This is a genomic window from Pseudomonas sp. GM24 (assembly GCF_000282235.1).
In the GTDB taxonomy this organism is placed as follows: Bacteria; Pseudomonadota; Gammaproteobacteria; order Pseudomonadales; family Pseudomonadaceae; genus Aquipseudomonas.
Window position 1 is genome coordinate 47,252 of record NZ_AKJR01000024.1, and the last position, 24,996, is coordinate 72,247.

The 24,996-nt window shown below is 57.7% G+C and carries 28 protein-coding genes; 26 read left to right on the forward strand and 2 right to left on the reverse strand.

Going from position 1 to position 24,996, the window contains the following annotated elements:
* Positions 1 to 184 precede the first annotated feature (184 nt).
* Together PMI23_RS03825 and rpoS are read left to right on the forward strand one after the other, a co-directional pair.
* Positions 185 to 1,066 (forward strand): peptidoglycan DD-metalloendopeptidase family protein, encoded by an 882-nt coding sequence (locus PMI23_RS03825; RefSeq protein ID WP_007908829.1) that lies wholly within the window; start codon positions 185 to 187, stop codon positions 1,064 to 1,066.
* 106 nt (positions 1,067 to 1,172) lie between these two features.
* The gene (gene rpoS / locus PMI23_RS03830) at positions 1,173 to 2,180 is read left to right on the forward strand and encodes an RNA polymerase sigma factor RpoS (RefSeq protein ID WP_007908828.1); all 1,008 of its coding nucleotides are present in this window, start codon (positions 1,173 to 1,175) and stop codon (positions 2,178 to 2,180) included.
* Positions 2,181 to 2,708: 528 nt separating this feature from the next.
* Here rpoS and fdxA read toward each other — a convergent pair.
* A complete protein-coding gene (gene fdxA / locus PMI23_RS03835) occupies positions 2,709 to 3,032 on the reverse strand; it encodes a ferredoxin FdxA (RefSeq protein WP_007908827.1) in 324 nt (107 codons plus the stop codon).
* A gap of 163 nt (positions 3,033 to 3,195) precedes the next feature.
* The gene (mutS, locus tag PMI23_RS03840) at positions 3,196 to 5,766 is read right to left on the reverse strand and encodes a DNA mismatch repair protein MutS (protein WP_177321039.1); all 2,571 of its coding nucleotides are present in this window, start codon (positions 5,764 to 5,766) and stop codon (positions 3,196 to 3,198) included.
* Positions 5,767 to 6,017: 251 nt separating this feature from the next.
* Between mutS and PMI23_RS03845 the strand changes: the two genes are divergently transcribed.
* From PMI23_RS03845 to PMI23_RS03965, 24 genes are all read left to right on the forward strand, one after another.
* Positions 6,018 to 6,776 carry a winged helix-turn-helix domain-containing protein gene (locus PMI23_RS03845; RefSeq protein ID WP_007908825.1) on the forward strand — a complete coding sequence of 253 codons (759 nt, stop codon included), beginning with the start codon at positions 6,018 to 6,020 and terminating at the stop codon, positions 6,774 to 6,776.
* A complete protein-coding gene (locus PMI23_RS03850) occupies positions 6,743 to 7,234 on the forward strand; it encodes a hypothetical protein (protein WP_007908824.1) in 492 nt (163 codons plus the stop codon). The genes PMI23_RS03845 and PMI23_RS03850 overlap by 34 nt, the downstream gene beginning before the upstream one ends.
* A 585-nt stretch (positions 7,235 to 7,819) precedes the next feature.
* A complete protein-coding gene (locus PMI23_RS03860; RefSeq protein WP_238539509.1) occupies positions 7,820 to 8,170 on the forward strand; it encodes a DUF1090 family protein in 351 nt (116 codons plus the stop codon).
* A 90-nt stretch (positions 8,171 to 8,260) separates the two neighbouring features.
* Positions 8,261 to 8,443: a hypothetical protein gene (locus PMI23_RS03865; RefSeq protein WP_007908822.1), complete on the forward strand. Its 183-nt coding sequence runs from the start codon at positions 8,261 to 8,263 to the stop codon at positions 8,441 to 8,443.
* 138 nt (positions 8,444 to 8,581) lie between these two features.
* On the forward strand, positions 8,582 to 9,316 hold the full coding sequence (locus tag PMI23_RS03870; RefSeq protein ID WP_007908821.1) for an XRE family transcriptional regulator: 735 nt from the start codon (positions 8,582 to 8,584) through the stop codon (positions 9,314 to 9,316).
* Between the two features lie 514 nt (positions 9,317 to 9,830).
* Positions 9,831 to 10,232, forward strand: a complete 402-nt coding sequence (locus PMI23_RS03875; protein ID WP_007908820.1) for a tail fiber assembly protein — start codon at positions 9,831 to 9,833, stop codon at positions 10,230 to 10,232.
* A gap of 99 nt (positions 10,233 to 10,331) precedes the next feature.
* Positions 10,332 to 10,907: a DUF642 domain-containing protein gene (locus PMI23_RS03880; protein WP_007908819.1), complete on the forward strand. Its 576-nt coding sequence runs from the start codon at positions 10,332 to 10,334 to the stop codon at positions 10,905 to 10,907.
* A 108-nt stretch (positions 10,908 to 11,015) separates the two neighbouring features.
* A complete protein-coding gene (locus tag PMI23_RS03885) occupies positions 11,016 to 11,354 on the forward strand; it encodes a phage holin family protein (RefSeq protein WP_007908817.1) in 339 nt (112 codons plus the stop codon).
* A gap of 70 nt (positions 11,355 to 11,424) precedes the next feature.
* A complete protein-coding gene (locus PMI23_RS03890) occupies positions 11,425 to 11,946 on the forward strand; it encodes a hypothetical protein (protein WP_007908816.1) in 522 nt (173 codons plus the stop codon).
* Positions 11,947 to 11,949: 3 nt separating this feature from the next.
* On the forward strand, positions 11,950 to 12,558 hold the full coding sequence (locus PMI23_RS03895; protein WP_007908815.1) for a phage baseplate assembly protein V: 609 nt from the start codon (positions 11,950 to 11,952) through the stop codon (positions 12,556 to 12,558).
* A gap of 14 nt (positions 12,559 to 12,572) precedes the next feature.
* Positions 12,573 to 12,905 (forward strand): phage baseplate protein, encoded by a 333-nt coding sequence (locus PMI23_RS03900; protein WP_007908814.1) that lies wholly within the window; start codon positions 12,573 to 12,575, stop codon positions 12,903 to 12,905.
* A complete protein-coding gene (locus tag PMI23_RS03905; RefSeq protein ID WP_007908813.1) occupies positions 12,902 to 13,897 on the forward strand; it encodes a baseplate J/gp47 family protein in 996 nt (331 codons plus the stop codon). The genes PMI23_RS03900 and PMI23_RS03905 overlap by 4 nt, the downstream gene beginning before the upstream one ends.
* On the forward strand, positions 13,894 to 14,529 hold the full coding sequence (locus PMI23_RS03910; RefSeq protein WP_007908812.1) for a phage tail protein I: 636 nt from the start codon (positions 13,894 to 13,896) through the stop codon (positions 14,527 to 14,529). Before PMI23_RS03905 ends, PMI23_RS03910 begins: the two co-directional genes overlap by 4 nt.
* Positions 14,530 to 16,986 carry a phage tail-collar fiber domain-containing protein gene (locus PMI23_RS03915; RefSeq protein ID WP_007908811.1) on the forward strand — a complete coding sequence of 819 codons (2,457 nt, stop codon included), beginning with the start codon at positions 14,530 to 14,532 and terminating at the stop codon, positions 16,984 to 16,986.
* A 26-nt stretch (positions 16,987 to 17,012) separates the two neighbouring features.
* Positions 17,013 to 17,552, forward strand: coding sequence for a DUF4376 domain-containing protein (locus PMI23_RS03920; protein ID WP_007908810.1), 540 nt, complete (start codon positions 17,013 to 17,015; stop codon positions 17,550 to 17,552).
* Between the two features lie 85 nt (positions 17,553 to 17,637).
* Positions 17,638 to 18,060 (forward strand): hypothetical protein, encoded by a 423-nt coding sequence (locus PMI23_RS03925; RefSeq protein WP_007949656.1) that lies wholly within the window; start codon positions 17,638 to 17,640, stop codon positions 18,058 to 18,060.
* 99 nt (positions 18,061 to 18,159) lie between these two features.
* Positions 18,160 to 18,345, forward strand: a complete 186-nt coding sequence (locus PMI23_RS03930; RefSeq protein WP_007908808.1) for a hypothetical protein — start codon at positions 18,160 to 18,162, stop codon at positions 18,343 to 18,345.
* A 2-nt stretch (positions 18,346 to 18,347) separates the two neighbouring features.
* Positions 18,348 to 19,514, forward strand: a complete 1,167-nt coding sequence (locus tag PMI23_RS03935) for a hypothetical protein (RefSeq protein ID WP_007908806.1) — start codon at positions 18,348 to 18,350, stop codon at positions 19,512 to 19,514.
* Positions 19,514 to 20,020 carry a phage major tail tube protein gene (locus PMI23_RS03940; RefSeq protein ID WP_007908799.1) on the forward strand — a complete coding sequence of 169 codons (507 nt, stop codon included), beginning with the start codon at positions 19,514 to 19,516 and terminating at the stop codon, positions 20,018 to 20,020. Before PMI23_RS03935 ends, PMI23_RS03940 begins: the two co-directional genes overlap by 1 nt.
* A gap of 154 nt (positions 20,021 to 20,174) precedes the next feature.
* Positions 20,175 to 20,756 (forward strand): phage tail assembly protein, encoded by a 582-nt coding sequence (locus PMI23_RS03945; RefSeq protein WP_007908797.1) that lies wholly within the window; start codon positions 20,175 to 20,177, stop codon positions 20,754 to 20,756.
* 152 nt (positions 20,757 to 20,908) lie between these two features.
* The gene (locus PMI23_RS03950) at positions 20,909 to 23,272 is read left to right on the forward strand and encodes a phage tail tape measure protein (protein WP_238539510.1); all 2,364 of its coding nucleotides are present in this window, start codon (positions 20,909 to 20,911) and stop codon (positions 23,270 to 23,272) included.
* On the forward strand, positions 23,272 to 23,655 hold the full coding sequence (locus tag PMI23_RS03955) for a phage tail protein (protein WP_007908793.1): 384 nt from the start codon (positions 23,272 to 23,274) through the stop codon (positions 23,653 to 23,655). The genes PMI23_RS03950 and PMI23_RS03955 overlap by 1 nt, the downstream gene beginning before the upstream one ends.
* On the forward strand, positions 23,648 to 23,860 hold the full coding sequence (locus PMI23_RS03960; protein ID WP_007908788.1) for a tail protein X: 213 nt from the start codon (positions 23,648 to 23,650) through the stop codon (positions 23,858 to 23,860). Before PMI23_RS03955 ends, PMI23_RS03960 begins: the two co-directional genes overlap by 8 nt.
* A gap of 9 nt (positions 23,861 to 23,869) precedes the next feature.
* Positions 23,870 to 24,901: a hypothetical protein gene (locus PMI23_RS03965; RefSeq protein WP_007908786.1), complete on the forward strand. Its 1,032-nt coding sequence runs from the start codon at positions 23,870 to 23,872 to the stop codon at positions 24,899 to 24,901.
* Positions 24,902 to 24,996 lie beyond the last annotated feature (95 nt).

The following is a 24,996-nucleotide window of genomic DNA, read 5'->3' on the forward strand; positions in this document are numbered from 1 at the left end:
TCGTTCGCCTGTGTCTTACTCCGGCAGCGATGGTTTAAACGCAGCAGATTGTCAGCTTGCAAACGTGTGCGCGAAGCGATTTCGCTTCATTAAAGGTAAAGCCGATCCGGCCCGTTATACTTGCGACACCTCATGCCGACATCCGGCATTTCACATTTTTCAGCCACCACAAAGGGAGCGGCGGGTGAGTCTCACAGTCATTGCGCAGCGTATGGGTAACACGAGCTTTCAGCGCCTGGTGACTGGCCTTGTCTTGAGCACCTTGCTGGTCGGTTGCTCCAGCACCAAATCGAGCAATGTGCGGGTGGTCGATCGCAATAATGCGGTGGCCCAGCGTCCTACCGTGACGACCGGACAGTATGTAGTCCGTCCCGGCGATACGATGTTTTCGATCGCGTTTCGCTACGGCTGGGACTACAAAGCCCTCGCGGCCCGGAACAATATTCCTACGCCGTACACGATCCATCCGGGTCAGACGATTCGCTTCGATGGCCGCACCGGTTCAACGCCGACGGCGGTGGTCGGCAACAGCAGTTCTTCGCCTTCTTCTTCGAGTAAAACCACGGTAATCCGGCGCCAGGCAAATGGCACGACGACCACCACAACCACCGGTTCTACTGGCGGTTCTGCGGGTGTTGCACCGTCCGTCGCCAACAAGCAAGCGCCCGCGCCACTGCCTCCGGCAGGCCCGGCCCCGACCGGCTGGGGATGGCCATCTAATGGCATTCTGATTGGAAAATTCTCTTCAAACGGTAGTTTGAATAAAGGAATTGATATCGCCGGAGATTTGGGACAGCCTGTTTTAGCTGCGTCTGATGGGACGGTGGTATACGCCGGGAGTGGCTTAAGGGGCTACGGCGAATTAGTCATCATCAAACACAGCGAAACCTACGTCAGTGCCTACGGACATAACCGCAGGCTGTTGGTTCGGGAGGGACAGCAGGTCAAGGTCGGACAGACAATTGCCGAAATGGGGTCAACGGGTACAGACCGGGTGAAACTGCATTTTGAGATTCGCCGCCAAGGTAAACCTGTGGATCCGCTGCAGTTCCTGCCAAGACGTTGATTTGTAAGCCAGCCTGTTCCGTCACGTAGAGGGGACAGGCTCCAGCGCTGCCAAGGATAAAGGCGTCGCTTGAGCTTGGGGTCGAACTCACCAAAGGACTATAACAATGGCTCTCAGTAAAGAAGTGCCGGAGTTTGACATCGACGATGAGGTTCTCCTTATGGAGACCGGCATCGATTCGGATTCGATGTCGAATGATGAAGGGGCTGCTCCACCTTCCGTTCGTTCCAAATCCAAACACTCCGCTTCACTTAAACAACATAAGTACATCGACTACACGCGTGCACTTGATGCCACGCAGTTGTATCTCAACGAAATCGGCTTTTCCCCATTGCTCTCCCCGGAGGAAGAAGTTCATTTTGCGCGCTTGTCGCAAAGTGGCGATCCGGCCGGGCGCAAGCGCATGATTGAAAGTAACCTGCGGCTGGTGGTCAAAATCGCCCGGCGTTACGTCAATCGGGGGCTGTCGCTGCTGGATCTGATCGAAGAGGGCAACCTTGGGCTGATCCGGGCGGTGGAAAAGTTCGATCCCGAGCGCGGCTTCCGCTTCTCGACCTATGCAACCTGGTGGATTCGTCAAACCATCGAGCGCGCGATCATGAATCAGACCCGGACCATCCGGTTGCCGATCCATGTGGTCAAGGAGCTCAACGTGTACCTGCGGGCTGCACGGGAGCTGACGCAAAAGCTCGACCACGAACCTTCACCCGAAGAAATCGCCAACCTGCTGGAAAAACCGGTGGGCGAGGTCAAGCGCATGCTGGGCCTGAACGAGCGGGTTTCTTCGGTCGACGTCTCGCTGGGTCCGGATTCGGATAAAACCCTGCTGGACACCCTTACCGATGATCGTCCGACCGATCCGTGCGAACTGTTGCAGGATGACGACCTGTCGCAAAGCATCGATCAATGGCTGTCGGAGCTGACCGACAAGCAGCGCGAGGTGGTTGTACGTCGCTTCGGCCTGCGCGGTCACGAGAGCAGCACGCTGGAAGACGTAGGCCTGGAGATCGGCCTGACCCGGGAACGGGTGCGGCAGATTCAGGTAGAAGGCCTCAAGCGCCTTCGTGAAATTCTTGAGAAGAATGGCCTGTCGAGCGAGTCGCTGTTCCAGTAAGCGCCTCACACGCCCGCCCGCAAAAAGCCCCGACTGGTTCGGGGCTTTTTGCGGGCATGGATTTGTTGGTTATCTCACGCCACCCGGTTCATTGCCGGACGTACGGTTGGCAATTCCATCGTTTGTAGTCTCTCGGTGTAAGCCTTGGCTTACTCTTTCGTAAGTGTTCACTATTTTTACAGTACGGTAGACGTCGATCGCTTTCGGCAGAGCCATTTAACTTGTTGATTTATATATTTATTTTTTAATGTGAAGTGCTTATTACAGCGCTTCTACGGTCTCAGGGCCGATTGCTCTCGCCGGGGAATTCTCTAGTATCTGGGTTGTGTCGACGGACAGACACGCCCTTCAAGGATGAGGGGAACGGACATCGCAGGACGCGATTCATCAGGACGATGAAAAGGAATACAGGGAATAGGGAAAAAATGTGGGCGGGTCATACCGCCCCTTTTTTTTGCCCGCAGAAAAGCAGAACACAGAAAAGCAAAAAGGCCCGCGAGGGGCCTTTTCATTCGAGCGCGGGGCAGATCAGCGTTCGAGGTCTTTGATCTTGCCTTTGACGCCGTCCCACTCTTCGGCATCCGGCAGCGATTCTTTCTTCTCGGTGATGTTCGGCCAGATTTCAGCCAGCTCAACGTTGAGTTGAATGAACTCCTGCATCTCTTCCGGAACTTCGTCCTCGGAGAAGATGGCTACGGCCGGGCATTCCGGTTCGCACAGGGCGCAGTCGATGCACTCATCCGGGTGAATCACCAGGAAGTTCGGGCCTTCGTAAAAGCAGTCCACCGGACAGACTTCTACGCAGTCGGTGTACTTGCACTTGATGCAGTTGTCGGTGACGACGAAGGTCATTTCTAATTTTCTCCTCAGGCGGCGGCAGCGTTGCCCCTTCACGGTTGGGGTCGCCAGGTTCGGGAGCGATACCTGCTGGCCAGGCTATTAGCCAGCAGCATCCCAAACCGCGCGAGATTCTAACAGCTTGAAGCCGTTTGCGTTATATCCGCTTCTTCAGTGCTTATATCCGGTTCTTCAATGCATAGAGCATTTCGAGCGCACGACGCGGGGTCAGGTCATCCAGATCCAGTTTAGCCAGCTCATCGAGTACCGGATGCGGCAGGCTGGCGAACATGTCGCTTTGCTGTGGCGTCGCCGGTTTGCCCTTGGCCGCAGGTTTCGGCGCTTCATGCGGCAACGCGGTTTCTTCCAGTCGGCTCAAGTGCTCGCGGGCACGCACGATCACTTCACTCGGCACGCCGGCCAACTGCGCCACTGCCAAGCCATAACTCTGGCTGGCAGGGCCGGGCAGCACGTGGTGCAGGAACACGATGCGTTCGTTGTGCTCGGTGGCGTTGAGGTGGACGTTGGCCACCAATGGCTCGGCTTCCGGCAACACGGTCAGTTCGAAGTAGTGTGTAGCGAACAGTGTGTAGGCGCGCAAATGAGCCAGGCGCTCCGCCGCAGCCCACGCCAGCGACAGACCGTCGAAGGTGCTGGTGCCGCGACCGACTTCGTCCATCAGTACCAGGCTGCGCTCGGTGGCGTTGTGCAGGATGTTGGCGGTCTCGCTCATTTCAACCATGAAGGTCGAACGGCCGCCCGCGAGGTCATCGCTGGAACCGATGCGGGTGAAAATGCGATCGACCAGCGACAGTTCGCAACTGGCGGCCGGCACGAAGCTGCCGATATGCGCCAGCAGCACGATCAGTGCGGTTTGGCGCATGTAGGTGGATTTACCGCCCATGTTCGGGCCGGTGATCACCAGCATGCGCGTGTTGTCATCCAGACTGAGGTCGTTGGCCACGAACGGCGTGGTCAGCACCTGCTCGACCACCGGGTGACGACCCTGGGAGATGCGCATGCAAGGCTCGGTGACGAAGCGCGGGCAGTTCAGGTCGAGGTTCAGCGCACGCTCGGCGAGGTTGCTCAACACGTCCAGTTCAGCCAGTGCGCTGGCGGTGTCCTGTAGCGGTGGCAACTGGCTGATCAGATCTTCCAGCAGCGCTTCGTAAAGCATCTTCTCGCGCGCCAAGGCACGGCTCTTGGCAGAGAGGGCCTTGTCTTCGAACTCTTTCAGCTCAGGCGTGATGAAGCGTTCGGCGCCTTTCAGCGTCTGCCGACGAATGTAATCCGCTGGCGCCGATTCGGCCTGCTTGCTCGGCAGTTCGATGAAGTAGCCGTGAATGCGGTTATAGCCAACTTTCAGGTGGCTCAGGCCTGTGCGGGCTTTCTCGCGGGCTTCCAGATCGATGAGGAACTGACCGGCGTTTTCGCTCAGCGACTGCAGTTCATCGAGTTCGCTGTCGTAACCGGTTTTCAGCACGCCGCCGTCACGGATGACCGCAGGCGGGTTGTCGATAATGGCTTTTTCCAGCAACGCTGCCAGTTCCGGGTAAGTGCTGGTGGTGGTCGCCAGACCTTGCAGGTGCGGCGCTTCCAGGTCGGTCATGGCCACTTGCAGTTCAGGCAGTGCGCCAAGGGCGTCGCGCAGCCGTGCGAGATCACGAGGACGCGCGTTGCGCAGGCCGATCCGCGCGAGAATTCGCTCGATGTCGCCGATTTCCTTGAGCTGCGGTTGCAGCTTTTCGAAACGATAGCGATCGAGCAGGCAAGTGATCGAGCTCTGGCGTGCCAGCAGCACGGTCAGATCGCGCAGCGGACGGTTCAGCCAACGGGTCAGCAGGCGGCTGCCCATGGCGGTCTGGCAGCGATCGACGACCGATTGCAGGGTGTTATCGCGGCCACCGGCCAGATTGGTGTCGAGTTCGAGGTTACGACGGCTTGCACCGTCCAGCACCACGGTGTCATCCAGACGTTCGTGGCGCAGGCTGCGCAGGTGAGGCAGGGCGGTGCGCTGGGTTTCCTTGGCGTAGGCCAGCAGGCAACCGGCAGCGCCGATGGCCAGGCTCAGGTTCTCGCAGCCGAAGCCTTTCAGGTCCTGAGTAGAAAACTGTTGGCAAAGACTTTTCAGTGCTGAATCACGCTCGAAATCCCACGGCGCACGACGGCTGACGCCACGGCGTTTTTCCGCTGGCAGGTCCCTTGGCCAGTCATCCGGGATCAGCAACTCCACCGGATTGATCCGCTCCAGTTCCGCGAGCAGGTTCTCCCAGCCTTTGATTTCCGACACGCTGAAACTGCCGCTGGTGATGTCCAGCACGGCCAGACCGAACAGACGCTCATCCCCCAGCAGCGCAGCGATCAGGTTGTCGCGGCGCTCGTCGAGCAGCGCCTCATCACTGACCGTACCCGGTGTGAGGATCCGCACCACCTGACGCTCCACCGGGCCTTTGCTGGTCGCCGGGTCGCCGACTTGCTCGCAAATCACCACGGACTCGCCAAGCTTGACCAGTTTCGCTAGATAGCCTTCCGCTGCGTGGTAAGGAATGCCACACATCGGAATCGCCTGCCCCGCCGACTGCCCGCGGGCGGTCAGGGTAATGTCGAGCAACTTGGCCGCCTTCTTCGCGTCTTCGTAGAAGATCTCGTAGAAGTCGCCCATGCGGTAGAACATCAGCTGGTCCGGGTGCTGATTCTTCAGGCGCCAGTACTGCTGCATCATCGGAGTGTGGGAGGAAAGGTCTGAAATAGCTTTATTCATCAGGGGTTTAGCTTTACCGGAAAAAGTGACGAGGCCAAAACGGGGTCGTTCGCATCTTCAAAATGGCGAGTGTTTGCCAGCGATGCGGCCCGTGAGTTGATTCAGTGGGGCCGAGTATGAAGTTTTTTTGAAGTGGATGCAGCAACGCACCGCCGCTTGGGTTGGCATTGTGTCCTATAGTGCCGAAAAGCTATCGAATGATCGGAATTCGAGGATTGCAGATCAGTTGAGGACGCAGCTTGGAACAGTCAGAGGGCATCGGCTCAGGGATATCAGCGAGCAACTGTTACTACGATGCGGAAAAAATGACCCTCAGCCGGGCGCGGCAGTCAGCGGTGCTAGGCAGCAATGAAAGTGACCTGCTGCTGGCCCTGATAGCCGGCGTGACCGATAAGGAGCAGCTTATCTCCCGAGTCTGGGGGGAGCGCGGCCTGGTGATTTCCGACAGCAGTTATTACAAGACGCTGCACATGCTCCGCGCGCATTTCGCTGACGTCGGGTTACCGCGGGACAGTCTTAAGACCTTGCCACGCCGTGGCGTGGTGCTGTTGTGTGAAATCCGCTTGGTCAGCACGCAGACTCAAGCCTCTGAGTCGCCACCTGCGGTGGTAAACGATGCTGAACCATTCATCGTCGACGCTCCCATGGTGAAAAAGCCATTCAGTCGTTACTGGCGCTTCCTTTTGCCAGCAATCCTGGTGCCTGCGATTGCTCTTCCGGTCTTTTACACTTACCTGGTGTTTAAAAAGCCAGCCGATCTGGAAGAGTGGAAACTCATCTGGCAAGAGGGTGAAGCGAAGTTGTATGTAGAAGAAAGTGAAAGAATGTCCAAAGAGGATATTGTCAAGGCGCTCAGCGAGTTCGAACCACCGATTGTATTGTCCGATATCAACTACTATGTGCGAAAGCCACTCTCCCAATTGCTGGTCAAATGCATCAAGCCGGAAAGTAAGGGGGAGGCCATATGTGTGAACTACCAACTCGTTGGAAAAAAATAATCGCAGTGATTGCCGCTTTGTCGGTATTCGTCTTCGGTGCTCTGGTTATAAAACATTTTTATTTGATCAGTCGCGATATTCCGCGCGCACCTTGTTTTGCATCCATAGATTTTGTCCATACGAATGATCACAAAGTTCGTTGGCATGGCGTTGGTGATATGACGATCGACTCAGAGGAAGGCGCTCTTTATGTGTACTACGCTGTCAAAACCCCTGAGGGCAAAGTCTATACTTATGATCGCAAGTTTGAAATTGCACTCACCCATCTGGATACTTCCAGGTTTCTGTTCAGGACGCGTTCGATTGTAAAGTTTGATGCGGACACCGCCGGCGATGAACTTCCGTTTATGGAAAGAGGTTTTCAAGGCGGTATGGTGACGTTCAATTACTTCTCCGATACCGAGTACTACTACAACATCAATAACTTGATCAATGGCGTATGCCACGTCCCTCGCTAGCGAAAACCCCCGGGGTGCAAGGCCTCTGGGCGATTAAGTAAGACTGAGTAAGAGGCCTGTAAGGCCTTGACGGCCCCGGGTCGTTAATATGATTCGAGTCAAGCCAACAGCCCCTGCGACTACCCGAGAGTCAGCGCACTGCGGCTGTTTGGTTGCCTTGAATAATATGGCGATGTTTAAGCTGTTGAGGAACGTATAGATGCTCTGGTTTTGCGTGCGCAGTGCTCATGGGGCCAAGTCTCCCGTCTGGAAGCGATCAATTGCAATAAACAGGGAAGGTATCGTGTTTGTGCCGGCGGTTATGGGTGGAAAAGAAAAGGACGTCAGTATTTCCACGTTGTCTGATCGTACTCCGGTGTTGCTGTGCTTCGATCATGTTTACGTACCGGTGGCGTGGATGGTTGAACACTTCCCAATGTGTAGAACTCGCTGTTGCGAAATGATGAAGGCAGCACTTTTTGCTATACGGGAAACGTTAGTTAGTCGCGAGGCATGGTCTCGGGTGAGCTACTTTCATGGGCGCGCTGGAGAGAAAAACTATCTGGGGTTTGTCTGATGAGATCAAGTCTGTTGTGGAATCTGTCCTTGCTGATTGGCAGCGTTTTGATCATCGATAGTTCAAGGGCTGACTCGCGGGAAAGTTGCGCGCAGCGCCGCGCTGAACTTGTGTTGCAAATTGAGCGCGCTGACAAGGCGGACAATATATATCGCAAGTCCGGTCTGGAGCGGGCGCTGGCCAATGTCGAGCGTTATTGCCAAGAACCCTCCGCGCAAGATGACCGTTCTAGCTCCATCCAGAAGGCCGAAGCCGAAGTGCGACGCAGACAGAACTATCTGGAGGCCGCGCGTCAGTACGGCGATGTGAAAGTCATCAAGAATCAGGAAGCGAGGCTCGAACGAGCTCAGACAAAACTGCAAAAGCTCATGGATGAGTAAAGGGTCAACCACGGCCAACACACCGCAGCAGGTTTTCTTTTTTCAACTCTGCAATTCAACAAGCTCATCAGTGACACCGAGGAATCGAATATGAAAAACATCCTTATCTTTGCTTCAGTCTTTACTTCTGCTGTGCTGATCTCTGGCTGCACCGCGACCGACTGGGTGCATGCTGCCGGTGGAATCATGGGCGCCAAGGACGATTACGACAGGAAAGCCAGAACCGATCGACTAAAAAAAGCCAATGCTGCTGCGCGTCGCGTCAAAGGCTGACCACAAGTTGGAACCGGGCCGTTATCCAATACAAAATGATGGCTCGGCAATATCATTTTGCGGCTGAATTCATATTTATGCGTTAATTATGCAAATCAGCATTTGTCTTAACCAATAACTTCAAGCACTATGCGCGTTATGCAAAAACGCAACGTAGCCTCCGTCTTAAGAGCACTGCTCGACCAGCACGGGATCTCCCCCACGGAGCTCCACCGTCGCACCGGCGTGCCTCAATCCACTCTCTCGCGGATTCTCAGCGGGAAGATCGTCGATCCCTCGGATAAACATATCTCGAAGATCGCCGAGTACTTCGCCGTGAGCACCGATCAGTTGCGCGGGCGCGCGGATGTCGCGCCGTCGGCCGGTGCCGCGCGTGATGATGTACACGCGGAACTCAAGGACATAATGCTGTGGGACGACGATACGCCGGTCGATGATGACGAAGTATCGGTGCCGTTCCTTCGCGAGGTTGAATTGGCTGCTGGATCAGGAAGATTCGTCATCGAAGAGAGCGAGCGCTCTAGCCTGCGCTTCGGCAAGCGCAGCCTGCGCCATAACGGTGTGCAGTTCGACCAGGCCAAATGTGTGACGGTACGCGGCAACAGCATGTTGCCGGTCTTGCGTGATGGCGCCACCGTCGGCGTCAACGCCGGCAAGTGCGGCATCGGCGACATCATCGATGGCGACCTGTACGCGATCAATCACAATGGCCAATTGCGCGTGAAGCAGCTTTATCGCTTGCCTACCGGCATTCGTCTGCGCAGCTTCAATCGCGATGAGCATCCAGACGAGGACTACAGCTTCCAGGAAATCCAGGAAGAGCAGATTGTCATCCTCGGTCACGTCTTCTGGTGGGGCATGTACGCCCGCTAACCAGACCTCTTCCAGATAAACCCGCCTTCGTTGGCGGGTTTTTTTTCGCCTGGATAAAACCACCAAACCCTTTCGCTGCGGGGCTTTCATGCGTTTGCGCATTTCTAATGCATAAATAAATGCATTTGCGCATTGACTGGATATGCATACATGCATATTCTTGCCACCAAGCCGCTCGACAAAGCGGCTGGCAAGAAAGCTCTTTAGTTCCACAAGAACAGGCAGCGATGAACCGGCCTCAACGGTTCAGAGGGTTGGCAACTGACCCGGGTGTGCAGCGTAAAGCACCAGAAGCAGTTATCCGGCGGGCAGGGACCGCGGTCGGAAAAACAATTTGAATGGACTAGTACCGCGCCAGTAGCGCCGAACAGTCAGCTTCCTTCTCGAACACAGGATTTGAAGGAAGGCGAAGGAGCGCATTACTGAAAAGCCCGGGGTGCAAGCGCCGGGCTTTTTGGAATGCCTGCCTGATCAAACACGACATGCATTGAAAAACACACATCGAGGAATACACATGAATCTTTATGCACTGGTCGAATACAACAGAGTGGTCCAACTGAAAGAGAGCGAAATCGCTCCTGAAGCACCGGCTTCGCCAGCCTCCGTCTGGGTTGATGTCACCGGCTCGGATGTTCGAGTGGGGTGGGGAGCCACATTCAACGGAATCTGGACCTTTTCTCCACCGACCGAGGAAGACCTGCGAAATGAAGCCGAACAGCAGAAATGGCAATTGCTGAATGCTGCCGCCAACTGGCTGTTGATGAACTCGTTGCAGTTCAAGGTTGACCTGGCCATGGCCACGGCAGAAGAGCAGGCCCGGCTGCTGGCTCACAAACAGTACTGCATCGCTCTCAGCGACATCGATAAACAGTCGGGGTATCCGGCAAACATCATGTGGCCGGTCGCTCCTTACTGACGCATCAAGTCTGCTGTGAAAGCAGACCCATCGTGCCTGGTTCCTTGAGCCAGAAGACCACAACCAAATCCGAAATTTATCAGGGATGAAAAACAAACCATGTTGAACAATAAAATCGCTGCGCTTTTCACGACTTTTGTACTGCTCGGCACAGGTACCCACGCACTGGCTGCCAATCTGTTGGTGAACGGCAGTTTCGAGCAATCAACCTGCGGCGCAGGCTGCATTTTGGACACTCCCGCAAAAGCCAACGCCATCACAGGCTGGACGACATTTCTGTCTGGTGCCGAATATTTCAATATGCCTAATGCGATTGGCGGCTCTGTTGCAGCAGATGGCGTGATGATCGTTGACTTGGCCAACTACGTGTACGGCAACGGCGGTGGAATACAGCAGAACTTTGCAACGACCGTGGGCGCCAAATACCGAGTGACCTTCAGTGCGGGCAATTCGCGTTTTGCCAGCCGCTCGGGCGACGGTGTCATCCAGATGAAAGTGGCAGGACAAACCGCAACCTTCAACACGCCGACCGCCAAAGGCGTTGCAGTTGAATGGGCCACTCTGACCTACGATTTCACCGCAACCACGCCGCAGACAACGCTGGCGTTTTCCAACGAGCAGAACCCGTACGCCAACTTTGCCTTTATCGATGACGTCATTGTCGAGCGTTTGTAACGCCTGTAGACGGGGAGCGCTGGTTTTACTCAAACGTGAGAGATGACCTCAACGCATCGGGTCTGCTCACAATTTCTTGTTTCCTCAACGCTACCCCGGAGGCGTGACATGACAAACGAGCAACAAGCCCTGGCCGACATGCCGATCTGGCTGGTCATCCTCCTTGCCGTAGTGGGCGGGGTGTCCGGCGAAATGTGGCGCGCCGACAAGGAGGGCGCTCGCGGCTGGTCATTGCTGCGGCGCCTGGCCCTGCGCTCGGGCGCCTGCATGATCTGCGGCGTGTCGGCGATCATGCTGCTGTATGCCGCCGGCATGTCGATCTGGGCCGCCGGCGCCTTCGGTTGCCTGACCGCAATGGCCGGCGCCGACGTGGCAATCGGGTTGTACGAACGCTGGGCTGCCAAGCGCATCGGCGTCTGCGAAGTACCGCCTCGCGACCAACCTTGAACTTGGTATTTCTCCGTGCCGCCATTTTGGCGGCAGGGCTGCGCGTGGACGATTGAAAAGGAGGTCATGTATGCCCACACCGATCCAGCAGCCGTCGCAACTGTTCACAGCCATCGCGACGACACTGCGCAACACTACCGGACTCAACCTCAGCGTCGGCAATCATGATGATTTCACTGCACCGGGCGATCAGGCCTGGGTGCTGATCGACTTCGACCGCAATGGGCCGGGAGTGCGTGCCGCTGACGGGCGAATTGCTCATGTCATGACGGTCTCCCTGCAAGTCATCCCGGCCCTTGCCGCCAGCGCATTTGCAGCGTGCGATCTGATCGCGGTGCTGAAAAACCTGATTACTGACAACCGCTGGAACCTGCCCGGCGATCAATGCGATCTGCCGATGAATATTGATGGCTTGCCGTCATTGCTCATTCGCGGCGATCAGCAATACAAAGCCTGGACCCTGACGTTCAACCAGACCCTCTACCTCGGCCCGACCTTGCTGGACGATCCACTGGGCACGCCGAAATTCGCTCGCACTTGGGAAGTCAGCAATATCGACGACCCGGACCAATACACCGCGCTGGAGGCCTGACCGATGTTCGACGCATTACTGCGCATGCAACTCGGCCCGATCATCGAGCGCCTGGCCGAAATGGAAGCGGAAATCGACGACCTGCACCGCCGTGCCGAGAGCTTCTGCCGCATCGGCATTTGCCAGACCGTCGACGCCGCGAGCAACACCTGTCAGGTCAGTCACGGTGGCTTGCTCACGCCAGCCATCAAGTTCTTCAATCCCAGCGCTGGCGCGCAGAGTGAATCGCGGATTCCGACGGTGGGCGAGCAGTGTCTGCTGTTCAACTACGGCAGCGGCGAAAGCGGTGCACAGAGCGTGGCGTTGTTCGGTTTGAACAGTGACCGTTTTCCGCCAGCCTCTACGATCCCGACGCTGACCCGTCGCGTGCATCAGGACGGTAGCGAAAGCGGCTACGACGATGCTTCACACACCCTGCACTGGCAAAACGGCCCGGCAGCTTTCAACGGTTCTCGTGAATCGCTGGAGCTGAGCATCGGCCCGGCACGACTGGCAATGACACCGCAACTGATCACCCTGCAACTGGGTGCAGTCGGCCTGACCATTGACGCTTCGGGCGTGCACTTCAGCGGCCCATTGGTCGATCACCAGGGCCGTGTCATCAGCCCCTGAATCAAGAGCCTTCCATGATCGGAATCGATAGAGACAGCGGGGCCACGGTCGACGACTGGCTGCAATTTGTGCAGCGCGCGACCCGGGCCCTGACTACGCCGCTGGGTACCCGGCAAAAAAGGCCCTTGTACGGATCGCTGATCCCCTCGTTGTTGGGGCAGAACCTCGGCGACGACGTCCTGCTTCTGGCCCAGAGCCACGCGGCGCAGGCGTTCTACAACGCGCAGAACGGGATCAGCGATTTTCAGCCGCAAGTGATCGTCGCCAGCCGTCAGGGCGCCGGTCTGCTGCTGCGTTTCGCCGGCACCTGGAAAAACCGTCAACAAACCTTCGAGGTCGTGACATGAGCATGTTGATCCCCGGCCAGAACCAATTGGCCGAACCCGCGCTGATCACCGTTGAAGCCTTCGAAGACTTGCTCGCTGAGTTCAAGACTTTCGTCGTCGAATACGTCGGGGCGCGTTCGCCGGACAGTGCTGCGAAACTCAAGACCAGCCTGGAAAACGAAAGTGAACTGCTGACCTTGGCGCTGGAAGCTTTCTGCGTCCGACTGCAAACCCACGAGCGCAAATACAACGCTCGCATCAAACAGATGCTGGCGTGGTGGGCGACGGGCAGCAACCTCGATGCACGGCTGGCGGACATGGGCCTTGAGCGGCAGTTGCTTGATCCAGGTGATCCGGCAGCATTTCCACCGGTGCCGGCGATTTATGAAAGCGACGACGATGCTCGCTTGCGTTATTACCTGGCACCGCATGCACCGGCAGCGGGCTCACGGATGCAATATCGCCGCGAAGTCTTCACCCTCGGCGAGCGGCCAACGGTGAAGGTCGAATCCACCGATGCCGGTGTGGTGAGTGTCACTTACACCTTCAACCCCGATGGTCTCGCCGCGCAGGTCAAGGATGGCAACGGTCGACGCACCGCGCCCGGTGAAGTGCAGGTCACGGTGCTGTCGCGAGAGGGTGATGGGACGCCATCTGAAGGATTGCTTGAAGGCGTGCGTGAACACTTCGCCCGGCCGGATGTGCGACCGGAAACCGATCTCGTCACCGTCAAGGCTGCCGACATTCAGCGCTACAAGATTCGTGTCGTCGCCAAGATCAATTCCGGCCCCGACTCGGGCCTGACTAAAGTCGCCGCGCAACAGCAATTGCAGGCTTATGCCGACAGCTGTCATCGCCTCGAAGGGCGGGTCGATCCGAGCTGGATCGACTACACGCTGCACAGCGCCGGTGCCGTGCAACTGCAGATTCTTGAACCGCTGGCGCCGATCGTGACCACGGCGTTTCAAGCGCCGTATTGCACTGCGGTCGAAGTTGAGGTGCTGACGCTATGAGTGAAAAAACTCAGCGCCCAACACTGCTGCCGGCCAACAGTTCGGCACTTGAACGAGGTCTGGATCTGGGTTTTGGCGCCTTGCTTGATCGCATCGCGCCGCCGTTCCCGGAACTGATGAACCCAGCAGAAACACCAGTCGCCTTCCTGCCATATCTGGCAGCGGATCGCGGTGTTGCTGAGTGGAGCACCGCCGCGCCAGAAGCAGAAAAGCGCCTGACCGTTGAACTGGCCTGGCCCACCGCGCGCCAGGCCGGCACTCGCAAGGCGCTGGAAAACGCCGCCAAGGGTTTGCAACTGCGCCCGGAAATCCGCGCCTGGTACGAACAGACACCGCCCGGTGCGCCGTACAGCTTTTCCGTTCGCGCCTTCAGCGACCAACCCTACAGCGAAGAAATCGATGCCCGTCTCGACCGACGCCTGGCGGATGCCAAGAGCGAGCGCGATGTGCTGACGGTCTCCGTTGGCTTGAGCGCTTTCGGCAATCACGTCATCGGCGCCGCGACGTTCTGCGGCGAGCTGACCACGGTTTATCCGGTGTTCATCGAAGGGCTCGAAACCTCGGGAGAGGCGTTCATGGCTGCCGGCATGTACACCGTCGAAACATCCACTATTTATCCTCAGGGGGCCTGAATGGCTGACTATTACACCCTGCTCACCAACGCAGGGATTGCCTACGAAACGGCGTGCAAGGCCGCGGGCACGCCGATCAAGTTGACGCAGATTTCCGTCGGTGACGGCGGCGGCTCGGTCTACAACCCGGCCGCGACCGCCACTGCGCTGAAACGCGAAGTCTGGCGCGGGCCGCTCAATGCGCTGTTCCAGGACGAGAAGAATCCGAGCTGGCTGCTCGCCGAAGTGACCATTCCGCCGGATGTCGGCGGTTGGTATGTACGAGAGGCCGGGTTGTGGACTGACACCGGGATTCTCTACGCCATCGTCAAATATCCGGAGTCGTTCAAACCGGTTCTGGCCACGTCGGGTTCGGGTAAAGAGTTCTACATTCGCTCGATTTTCGAGACGAGTAATGCGTCGCTGGTGACGTTGTTGATTGATGACACCGTGGTTAAAGCCACGCGTGCCTGGGTCATGAGTTACCTCGCCGAAGAACTCGGCAAGCTCGATGGCAAGCAGTCGGTGCGTGTTGCTGCGACTGGCAATGTCGTGTTGAACGGTGCGCAGCAAATTGACGGTGTCGCAGTGATCGCTGGTGACCGCGTGCTGGTTGCGAATCAGACGCTGGCCAAGGACAACGGACTGTGGATCGTCGCCAATGGCGACTGGGTGCGGGCGACCGATGCCAATACCAGCGCCAAGGTGACGCCGGGCCTGACGGTGATGGTGGAGGAGGGCGCCACGAACGGCGATTCGCTGTGGCACCTGACCACCAATGCGCCGATTACCCTCGGCACGACCGCGCTGACGTTCAAGATGCTCGCCGGGCGCACCGGGATTGCCGCCGGGACTTACAAAAGTCTGACGGTTGATGAATATGGCCGGGCGACTGCCGGTGCGAACCCTGAAACGTTGGCCGGGTTCGGCATCAAGGATTCGTACACCAAGGCTGAAGTTGAAGCGCTGATTGCCAAGGCGTCGGCGTTGCCGGTGGGTTCGATTGTCGCGTTTCCGGTTGATGCACCACCGCCGGGTTTTCTGGAGCTGGATAACAGCGTCAAGAGCAGTGCTACGTACCCGGACCTGAGCGCTTATCTGGGCGGCAAGTTCAACAAGGGTGACGAGGGTGTTGGCAATTTCCGCTTGCCCGAGGCGCGTGGGGAGTTCTTGCGCGGTTGGGATCATGGGCGCGGAGTGGATGTCGAGCGAACTATTGGCAGCCAACAGGCCGCTACGGCGGTTTGCGCAGGGGATGCCACGAAAACATCGCAAGTTGTGGGCAGTTTTTATAACACTCAGGATGACAATGTAGCAGCCTTCAAAGCCCGATTGAATTCAGATGGTGATGCTTCTCTTACAGGTATTTCGCAGTCCTACGCCGCAGCTACCGGCAGCAACGACATTGCGAATACGGCAATCACTGTCCGTCCGCGCAACATCGCCGTCATGTGGTGCATCAAAGCCTGGAACGCCCCGGTCAATCAGGGAACCATCGATGTCGCCGCGCTGGTCAAGGAAGTCGAACGGCTTAAATCCGCTGTTCCAGTTGGCGCTGTTCTGGCATTTCCGACCGGCATCGTCGCTCCCGGTTATCTGGAACTGGATGGCAGTGTGCAGAGCATTGCTACCTATCCGGATCTGGCTGCCTATCTCGGCGCCACTTACAACAGGGGTAATGAAGGCGCAGGCAACTTCCGTTTGCCGGAATCACGCGGTGAGTTCCTGCGCGGCTGGGATCATGGGCGCGGTGTGGATGCCGGGCGGCAGATCGGAATTTATCAGGGGGACGAAGTAAAGTCCCACTATCACGATGCCCTGTTCGCAACAGGTCCAGTAGGCACTGGCTCCGTTCTGGGGATCACCAACTCGGCTGCCGGTGACAGGGTGGGAAGTGGTGCGCAATATGCGTCCAGCGGCGGCCCTCAAAGCTACATTGCCAGTACCGGAGGCGCTGAAACCCGCCCCCGCAACATCGCCGTCATGTGGTGCATCAAAGCCTGGGATGCGTCGATCAATCAGGGAAACATCGATATCACTGCGCTGGCGACTCTGGCGCAACAAGCTTCCGAAAGCAATCAAGGCACAGCAAAAATCGCCACCCAAGCCCAGACAGACGCGGGCACTGATGACAAAGCTGTAGTCACCCCCAAAAAAATGCGTTGGGGCTTTTCAATTGGCATTTCTGAGAACCTGGGCAGTAGCTACGTCGTATTTCCGACGTGGCTCGGAGGTTTGATCATTCAGTGGGGGATGACGAACGCAATCGCATCCGGCGCAAATTACCTCCAGCCCTTTCCGGTAGCGTTCCCGTTGTTTGTGCCAGCAGTGTTTACGACTTATCCCAATGCTGCAGTGGATGCGCCGACGGGCTCGACCTATATCGGGCAGGTTCGAGCTCAGAGTAGGGCGAACGTGACCATTCGCAACATTGGCCCCACCCCGGCACAATTTTATTTTCTGGCTATCGGCCGTTGAGGCCGAGAACCAGTCGAGGGTTAGCTATGAAGTTTGCAACATTTAGTGAAACCGGTGAGTTGACCGGACGTTATGACTCGGCCCTTCACTCAGTCATTCCTGAACAAGCGGTCGAACTGAGCGATGAAGTTTTTCTCGCCACCAGAACCGATCAAACGGGTGAGTGGAGGCTGGTCGATGGCGAGGTCGTAAAAGTGCCCTTTGCAACAGCGGAGCCGAATTACCCCGAACTGTTTGCGCAAACGCGGTTCTTGCATGAAACACACGGTATCGCTATAGAGGGATTGAATATAGAAACAACTCGCGACAGCCAGGCGCTGATCGCCAGCACAGGTCTGTCTGCCATTCTCGACCCCGAGTATCGCTGCAACTTCAAAACCCTCGATGGTTTTGTCGAGATCGGCGCCGAGCAGATTCTCGCCATTGCCAAGGCTGTGCGCAGCCATGTCCAGGCCTGCTTTGATCGCGAACTGGATTTGCTCCGGGCCCTCGAGGCGCGAACTTATAAAGATGAAATGCTCGCTGAAGGTTGGCCGCTCTCGCCACCGATCACCGCGCATCAGTAAACGCCCCATTCTCTGGGGCGTTTTCATATCTGACCACTCACGAGGGTGGTTTTAGAGTCGTCGTTAATCACACAAGGAAGAACCTATGTTTTACGCACCCTCCACGGGCGGTTTTTACGATTCCGCCTTTCATACCGAAATTCCAAGCGATGCAGTTGAAATTTCTCAGGAGTACTGGCTCGAGTTATTGAACGGGCTGTCTACCGGCAAGATGATTGTCATGAATGAAAATAACTATCCGGTGCTGGTTGATCGGCCGGGGCCAACGCCTGCGGAACTTGAGAGCATTGAACGCTACTGGCGCAAACAGCAGATCGCGCTCACTGATCCCGTGGTCAATCGTCACCGCGACGAGGTGGACCGTTGGCCAACCCAGCTGACCCCGGCGCAATACATCGAGTTGCAGACTTATCGCCATGTGCTGCGCATCTGGCCGGAGGGCGGTGAGTTGCCCTTGAGCGAACACCGCCCGGCAGCGCCGGAATGGCTCGCTAGCCTGCCTGAATAAAAACGCCCCGCACTGACGGGGCGTTTTCTTATCCGCTGATCAGCAACTGATAGCCCCTTGTTGAAACCAAGGGGCTTTTTCGTCTTTGGAGAAACCCGAATGGCAACCCGCCAAACCTACACCGTGCTCGTCCCATTCCCCACCGGCGGTGGGCATTGGTCGAGCATCGGTCAAGACCTTGATCTGCTCGACGTCGAGGCCAGTGCCTTGCACTTCGCCGGTCGACTGGAACTGAAAACCCCAACCACCCAGGCCAAAAAGGCCGCTGCCAAGAAGGCTGACTGAATATGGCTGAGGTTCTGAACTTCGAGCACAACGGCATTACCGTCAATGCCACCGAATCCCCCGAGGCCATGGGTGGCCTGGGTGACAACGTCATCGGTCTGGTCGGCACTGCGCCGAAAGCCGATCCGCTGATTCCGCGTAACGCACCGTTCCGCATCAACAGCTTCACCACCCATGCGCTGCTCGATCCGACCGGTTCGGAAGAGGGCACTCTGTACCACGCCGTCTACCAGATCCTCAAAGTGGTCAAGGTGCCGGTCTACGTGGTCATCGTCGAAGCGGGCGCGACACCGTCCGACACCGTTAACGCAGTGATTGGCGGCGTTGATCCGCTGACCGGTCGCAAGCTCGGTCTGGCTGCACTGGGCAGTGTTCCGGAAGACCTGACCATCATCGGCGCGCCGGGCTTTACCGGCACCAAAGCAGTGGCCAGCGAGTTCGCCTCGTTCGGCAAGCGCATCAAGGCCCGTGTGGTGTTGGACGGCAAGGACGCCTCGGTCGCCGATCAAGTGCTGTACAGCCAGGAACTCGGCGGCGCCGATCTCGGTTTTGACCGTTGCCTGGTGGTGCACAACATGCCCGCCGTGTATTCGAAAGCGGCGAAGAAAAACGTCTTCCTGTCGCCTTCCAGCCTGGCGATTGCCGCGCTGGCCAAGGTCAAGCAGTGGGAGAGCCCGGGCAACCAGGTGACCTACGCCGAGGACGTTTCGCGGGTCGTTGAATACAACATTCTCGACACCTCCACCGAGGGCGACCTGCTCAACCGCTACGGCGTCAGCTACTACGCCCGCACCGTGCTCGGCGGCTTCTCGCTGCTGGGTAACCGCTCGATCACCGGCAAGTTCATCAGCTATGTTGGCCTCGAAGATGCGATCAGCCGCAAGCTGGTCAAGGCCGGCCAGAAAGCCATGGCCAAGAACCTCACCAAGTCCTTCATGGATCAAGAGGTCAAGCGCATCAACGACTGGCTGCAAACCCTGGTCGCCGACGAAACCATTCCTGGCGGCAGCGTGTATCTGCACCCGGAACTGAACAGCGTCGAGAAGTACAAGAACGGCACCTGGTACGTGGTCATCGACTACGGCCGCTACGCGCCGAACGAACACATGGTTTACCAACTCAACGCCCGCGATGAAATCATCGAGCAGTTCCTGGAGGACGTTCTCTAATGTTTACCAACCGCGTAAGACAGGCCATCGCGGCCACTCTGCAAGGCCTGCCGTTGTCGGCGACCGTTGAAGAATTCACCCCGCCGAAAATCGATTTCGACATGGAAAACATGACGGGCGGACGCTTCATCGTTGAGGAAATGGCCAAGAGTGCCAAGCCGCTGAATGCTCAGATCAAGCTGCAGGGCACGGGCGCCGAAGTGTTGCTCGCCATGGGTGTGAAATTGGGCGATGACATTCTGCTGAACGTGCGTGAAGCCGGTCAGGATCAGGACGGAAACACCTGGTTCACCTATCACACCATCGGCGGCAAGCTCAAAACCATGGGGGAGGACGCCATCAAAATGGGTGGCAAAGCCCTGACGACGCTGGACTTCTCGTGCCGTACCTACAACCGCCTGGAAAACGGCATTCCGGTGATCGACATCGACGTGCGCACCCAGAAGTTCGTGCTCAACGGCGTCGACATCCTCGGTGATGCGCGTCGTGCGGTGCTGATGCCGTAACCCTCCCATCACCACAAAACCCTGTAGGAGTGAGCCTGCTCGCGATGAGGCCAGCACATTCAACATCAATGTGCCTGAAAGACCGCTATCGCGAGCAGGCTCACTCCTACAAGGGAATTGCTACACCCCTCAAGAATCACCAAGGAATTCATTCATGTCGTGGATGCCACCCCAGCATGACCTGCTGTCGCCGATCACCGGCGATGACGGTTCGCAGATCGAAACGATCCAGCTCAAGCCGCTGTTCTACGCCGCGCAAAAAGACGCGCTGGAGCGCGCCGGCGATGACGAAGACGATCAGTTCTTCGAACTGGCGCTGCTCGCCACCGGCCTCTCGGTCAAGGAACTCGACCAGCTCAAGCGCCCGGATTACGTGAGCATCGCCCAGTACGTGCACGAGATGTCGACACGTCCTGCGTCGTACTTTCTCGATCAGGTCGAAGACGCGGAAAAATCCGCCGATCCAGACCAGGTGCAGTTGCTGCAACCGCTCGCCGTGACCGGCCGCACCGTAACCTCGCTGTCGCTGGAAATGCCGGCACTGCGCGCGACCAAAGTGATGAAGAAACTGAAAACGGCCAAGGAACGCGCCGAGTTCATCACCGCCCATTGCACCGGCCTGATGATCCCCGATCTGGCCCTGATGACCGTCCCGGACTGGACGCAATTGCAGGTGCGCATCGACGATTTTTTAAACCAGCCGGCGGCCTACTTTCGGAACGCGACATCGAAGTAATCCTCGATATCGTCCCGCTCATTTACCCGGTAAGTGAAGCGGAGATTCTGGAATGGGACGCCGAAAAGGCGTTGCGCCGCTACGACATAGCGATCACTCGCCTTGGCGTGAAACAGGAGTAGAGCGGCATGGCAGAAACAAGGTATTCGCCAATGCTGGCCAGCGCGAACAGCAGCGTCGGGTTCAGCAACACTGGCTTGGCAGGTGAGAGGTCTGCATTCGATGTTATCGCCAATCCGCTGGCGGAGTTGAAGCTGGCGGTCTTGACCGCCAGTCAGGACATCCGGTTGTTGATCAAGGAGCAGATCAAGCTCCGGGAAGTCATGGTCGCGCTGCAATCGCTGTCGAAGGCCAGTTCGCCGACGTCGGCGCCAGTAACTGCGCCGAAGTCAAAACTCACGGCCGAGATCGAACAGCGTCAGCCTCCCGCGTTTCTGCAGCCGACCATGGCGCTTCAAACGGCCATGGCCAGGCTAAAACAAGTGCCGGGCATGGACGGCGATCTCAAGAGCATGGAGATCGCCAACCTGGCAATGGCCAGCGAAAAAGCGGTGGCGGGCAGTGGTGCGACCGCGGTTAGCCTGGCCGAGGTCGAATATGCCGCGGGCAAATCCGGGGTAGGCGCCAATCTCACTGGCGACGCAAAGGAAAAGGAACTGCTGGATTTCGGCCGTGATGCCGCCACGAACGCGACAGCGTTTGGCATTGAGCTGAAAGCTGCTGGAGAAATGCTGACGGTCTGGAGAACCTCGCTCAAGCTTGATCGCGCGCAGGCTCAAAGCTTGGCCGACGCCAGTATTCATCTCGGGAAGAATTCGCTGAAAGCGACCGCAGCCGACATCGGCTCGGTGGTACAGAGTTCTGGCGAAACAGGAGTCGCGGCGGGTATTGCACCTGAGCAACTGGCTGCTCTTGCGGCCGCTTTGCTCAACGCAGATGTGAACACGTCTGGCGCCGCTACATCGGTGAAAAGCATCAGCGCTGCGTTGGCCAAAGGTACCAAAGGCTCTGTCGCCGAGCGTGCCGCTTGGGCAACACTTGGACTCCAGCCGGACAAGCTCACCGAGAATGTTCCGCAAACCGTTTTCAAAGCACTCGAGGCTCTTAAACAAAAGCCTGCGAGCGAACAATCGGCACTGATCAAGACGTTGTTCAACGGTGATGAAGGCGTCAGCAAACTGCTGGAGAAACCGCAGGATGTCGAAAAGACATTTGCGTTGCTGACCGCGAGAAAACCGCTTGATCCACAGACCGAGTTGCTGAAGACGTTGTCGACCGGCAGCGACGGTTTGCATCAGTTGATGGCGAAACCTGCTGATACGCCGGTCTCGCCGGTTCCCCTTCAAGGACCGACCCAAAGCATCGAGCCGCAGTACAAAGGTGCGGTGCAAAGGTCAGCCGATCCGGCAGGCGGGAGCCCTCAGCAGAGCTGGAATGCTTTGGAGGCCAGTAGAAATCGTTTGGCGACAGCGGTAGCTCCGGATGCACAAACGCTGGACTCGCTTACCAATACATTGAACTGGGCGGCGGAAAAAGCTGAGGCAAACCCGAAAGTCGCCACGTCTCTGACTATTGCGGCGGCGGGGATTACGGCGTTTGTGGGGGCATTGCTGGCAAAGGCCGCCGATAATTTCGTTGGCAAGCTTGTGAAGGGTATCGCAACGAAACTGCCGAAGGGACTTGGCAAATGGATTGCGGATATCGATGTTGCCGGCGATAGCGGTAAACCCGTTGAGAACTCGACTTTTGATGAACCAGATCCGAAAAAGCCTGCCCAGAGAAAGCGTGGAGGCCTGAAACCAAGCAGGGTGAGCCTCGGTTCTTTGACCCAACGAAAGAGCCATCAACCACTGATAAGCTCCGGCAGCTCTGCAGCTCGCAATCCTCTCATTCGCCAGACCTCAGCGTGGCCGGCAAGCATGACGGCATTCGCCGGCTCATCGAGCGCCAGCCCAATGCACGCCGCGCCGCTGTCCGGCTCCTACGCCAAGGCCGGCGCGCTGCTGGCCAAAAAAGCGCCGCCGCTGCGCCTGCTCAGCGCAGGTTATGAACTGGTCAATGGTGTGAGGCACGGGGACACGCGTTCAGTGGTGTCATCCGGTGCTTCGTTGGCCGGGGCTTCAGCGGGCGCTGCTGTCGGTGCCGCGCTTGGCACGTTGATTCTGCCTGGCGTGGGCACTGCAATTGGCGGGTGGCTCGGAAGCATGGCGGGGGGAGCCATCGGTGAGTCGCTGGGCGACAAGCTGGGGACCCAAGTCGATCGTCTTGGCGCGCCTGCTCAGGTCAGCAAGGATCTGATCACGACCTCGGCGACCTCGGCGATCCCGGCAGCCACAGCCGCCAGCCAGCCTGTCACGTTCAACTCAACAATACAGATCAATGGCCAGGATCTGGCCAGCGCCCAGGCGCTCGCCAATCTGGTGGTCCAAACAACCATGGGGCAGTTGGGTCAAATCATGCCAACCAACCCCCTCGCCACCCGCCGTGACGCAGCCCTGACCGATGGAGTCGCCTGATGAAACAACAAATGGCACTGGGCAATTTCATCTTCGGCCTCTCGCGTCAATTTGCGTACCACCAGTTGTTGCGCAAGTCCGATGGCGGCTGGAGCGAAATACAGATCCTCACCAGCAAACCGAAATCCAGCCAGACCGGCCAGAAGTCGGAAACCCTGACCATCACCGGCAGGTCGATGTACGCCGTGGCCATGGATCGGCTCGATGAACTGCGCGCCTTGCAGGCACTGCGCATACCGCTGCCATTGATTGACGGCATTGGTCGCAACTGGGGTCTTTGGCGGATCAACAACGTTCAGGAAACCCAGACCCAGATCATCGATGACGGTACGGCGATGGTGGTCGATTGGGTCATCGAATTGGCGGAGTTCAACAATGCGTAAGGTTCGAAGCGTGGCCGGTGATTCGGTGAATTTGCTGCTCTACCGCGAAACCGGGCGCAGCGACGATGCCGCTGAAGAAGCCCTGTGGAAACTCAATCCGATCCTGGCCGAACACGGCCCGGTTCTGCCCGCTGGCATCTGGGTCGTGCTGCCTGAACTCGACAGCAAACCTGCTGCGATCAAAGCGCTCACGGCCTGGGATTAAGGAGGTTGTATGGCATTGGGTTTTACCCCGGTCGTGCAGATTTATGGCGCAAACGCGGATCTTCTCAACCAGCGTCTGATCAGTTGGGAGCACATCGATGCCGCCGGCATCGAGTCGGATCAACTGACCCTGACCATTGATCTGGAGGGCCTCAAAGGGCTGCCGAGCCTCGGCGGGAAAATCGGCCTGCTGGTGGGTTATCTGGAAATGGAAGAAATGGTCGATAAGGGCCAGTTCAAAGTCACTCGCCTGACACCGACGCTGTTTCCGTTTCGCCTGACCCTGGTGGCCACTGCAGCGCCGTTCAGCAAGGATGATGAAACCGGCTTCAAGCAGCGCCGCACCGCCAGTCATGGACCGACGACGCTCGGTCAACTGTTTAGCAAACTGGTGTCGCAGCACGGTTTTTCATCGCGTGTCGCTGCGGACGTGTCGATGATCAAGATCGCCCACGTCGACCAGTCCAATGAAACCGATATGGGCTTTCTGACGCGGCTGGCGAAGAAGTACAACCTGGTCGCCAAACCTTATGGCGATGCGTATGTGCTGGCGCGACCCGGGCAGATCAAATCAATCTCGGGGCAGAAACTGCAGGATGTGACGTTGTCGGTCACCCACGACAATCGTCCCGGCGATCACGCCTTTATCAGCGCCACGCTGGAAGAGGCCGCCCGCGAACAGGCAAAGGGCTGCAAGACTTGTTTTGTCGATGCTGTTACAGGCGTTTTGCATTGGGTCGAGACGGGACTCGCGCCGTTCAAGACCATCCGCCAGAAGCAACCCAATGAAGCGGATGCCATCGCCGTCGGCGAGGGCGAAGTGCGCAAAATGCTCCGGCAGAAGTACAAGGTGAAGATCACCTGTCCAGGCGATCCACGATTGGCCGCCGAAGGCCTGGTGCTGCTCGATGACACCTGGCCGGACTTCATGCGCGGGCGCTGGTCGATCGACAAGGTCACCGCCAGTGGCAATCGCGAGAACAGCTATCGCTGCCTGATCGATGCGTCGTGCCTCGACCCCAAAGCCGAGTCCAAAGACTGACCCACGAGCCCCCCCTGTAGGAGTGAGCTTGCTCGCGATAGCGGTGCCACATTCAAAACCAACGCGCCTGACACACCGCTATCGCGAGCAGGCTC